This is a genomic window from Roseibium sp. RKSG952, from assembly GCF_009711355.1.
Genome location: NZ_SMMF01000586.1, coordinates 1 through 2,153 on the forward strand (window position 1 = coordinate 1; position 2,153 = coordinate 2,153).

Below are 2,153 nucleotides of genomic sequence, written 5' to 3' on the forward strand. Positions count from 1 at the left end.
ATGATAGGCCCAAACCGCGTAGGCGATCACTTCACGGGGAATACGGAACCCTTTCAGCCGGGCAAAGCAGCTCGTAATCTGCATTCAGTGCCGTGTATACGAAAATAGTTGGCTCAACAACTTGGCTATGCCAGAATTGAATGTTAAGAGCACTCAGCGCCGCAAAGTGGTTCTCCAGCCCTTGTGGTGAACCGAAACTAGCCCCTGCGTTGCTGCACCTCGCGGCTGAATCTACTTGAAGATGATCGTTTTATATTTTGGATTGGTTAGGGCGGAATTTTGGTTACAAAAACTCCGATCAGTGGACAGCGGGATATTGTCCACCACATCATTGCCAGCGACTTTCCCATCGATACGCTGCTCGATATTGGAACGGGTAACGGTGCAGCCGCCCGCTTGTTCCGGGATGCCGGGATCAAGGTTACAGCAACCGGTTTCGACATAGACGAATACAGCGACCACCGTGAGGCCGATTTCGAGGGCATCGATCTCTTTCCGGATGTCGATATCTGTGACATGAGCGTGTTCCCGGATGACAGTTTCGGCGCTATCTGGTGCGCCCATGTCCTAGAACATGTGCTCGATACCGGACGCGCCCTCCAGGAAATCCGCCGGATTCTCAAGCCGGATGGCTATTTTTTTGTATCCGTGCCGCCTTTCAAACATGAGGTCGTTGGCGGTCACATTCACCCGGGCTGGAACCCGGGGATCCTCATGTATGTGCTTGCAGTTTCCGGATTTGACCTCAGCGTCAGCTCTTTCATCCGGCATGGCTACAATGTATGCGGTCTCGTTAGGAATGGCCCGGATCTATGGCCTAATATCAGATTGCATTTTTCGAACGGAGACATCGAAACCCTGCAGAGACACGGCCGGTTCCCTGAGGGGTTTGATGCAAAACAGGGTTTTGATGGCAACTTCAAGAGTTTCAATTGGCACTGGCTTGTTGAACCCGAATTTAAAGCTACTCCCTTCCCTATGCAGAAATATCCGGAAAAATGATGCCAGATTATCTCACCATTGCCTTTTTTGTTCCCTGGATAACCCAAAGCCGTGGCGGTACGGAAAACGTCGGGCAGATGATGGCAAATGCCATGGCTGAAAGGGGTCATGTCGTCCACATTTTTACCTTCGACGGTGAGAAGCGCCCCTCGGTCTGGCCGCTCGCAGAAACGATCAAGATACGCCACCTGTCGACCGGTGACGAAGACCAAAATGACAGCGAAATGCTTTTGGCGCTTGCGTCGGTCTCTCCGGATCTGATCGTCGGACTGCACCTGAACCGCACCCTCCTGCGCTATGTAAAATGCGCAAGAAAACTGGATATTCCTGTCGTTCTTTCAGAACATATCGATCCTCGTTTCCCCGAACGCGCGGGAACATTTTCTCGCGAGGAGAGGCTCATGGCATTTCACGGAGCAACCGGAGTTCACCTCCTTGTGGATGATTTTCTCAAAGACCTTCCCAGCTTTTTAAGGACGAAGGTCAGCATCATACCGAACACGGTCCCCGAGGCTAAAACACTGGCCAGCGCTTCAGGCAAGGCCGAGGGTTTCAAACTGATAACTGTCGCACGGCTAATTGCGCGCAAAAACATTGACCGCTTGATCAAGGAGTTTGCATCCATTAGCGATGACTTGCCCGATTGGACCCTGGAGATATTGGGGGACGGCCCTCAGAAGGCCGAACTCCTTTCCCTTGCAAGAAAGCTCGGGATTGCGAACCGGGTCAACTTTGTCGGGGAGGTCTCAAACCCTTACGACTATCTGTCGCAAGCACATATCTTCGTACTTCCGTCGCTCTTCGAAGGCTTTCCAATGTCCAGCCTGGAAGCAATGGCCCATGGATTGCCTGTAGTTGGTTATCAAGCTTGCAATGGCATTAATGTCCAGGTCGTGAATGACCTGAATGGTTTCCTGGTCCAGGACAGTTTTAAATTTGGAGCATTGGCCGAGAAGCTAAGGGTACTCATGTCCGATGGCGAGTTGCGAGACAAAATGGGCCAGAAGTCACTCGAATTTTATCACAAGAAATACTCTCATAAGATTGTCACAGAGAAATGGGAAAACCTATTCTTTAAATCAGTCAAGGAATACACAACCCCTCAAAGGCCGGACACCGAAATGATCTTAACCACCCTGCTAGACCGTGAA

At 51.0% G+C, this 2,153-nt stretch carries 2 protein-coding genes and 1 pseudogene; 2 read left to right on the plus strand and 1 reads right to left on the minus strand.

Annotation, left to right across the window (positions count from 1 at the left end):
* A pseudogene (locus E1297_RS02545) lies at positions 1 to 84 on the minus strand (IS6 family transposase); the annotation flags it as partial.
* Positions 85 to 279: 195 nt separating this feature from the next.
* Here E1297_RS02545 and E1297_RS02550 point away from each other — a divergent pair.
* Together E1297_RS02550 and E1297_RS02555 are read left to right on the plus strand one after the other, a co-directional pair.
* The gene (locus E1297_RS02550; protein WP_155133501.1) at positions 280 to 1,002 is read left to right on the plus strand and encodes a bifunctional 2-polyprenyl-6-hydroxyphenol methylase/3-demethylubiquinol 3-O-methyltransferase UbiG; all 723 of its coding nucleotides are present in this window, start codon (positions 280 to 282) and stop codon (positions 1,000 to 1,002) included.
* The coding region (locus tag E1297_RS02555) for a glycosyltransferase (RefSeq protein ID WP_196223153.1) at positions 1,002 to 2,153 on the plus strand (1,152 nt) is incomplete at its 3' end. The genes E1297_RS02550 and E1297_RS02555, both read left to right, overlap by 1 nt.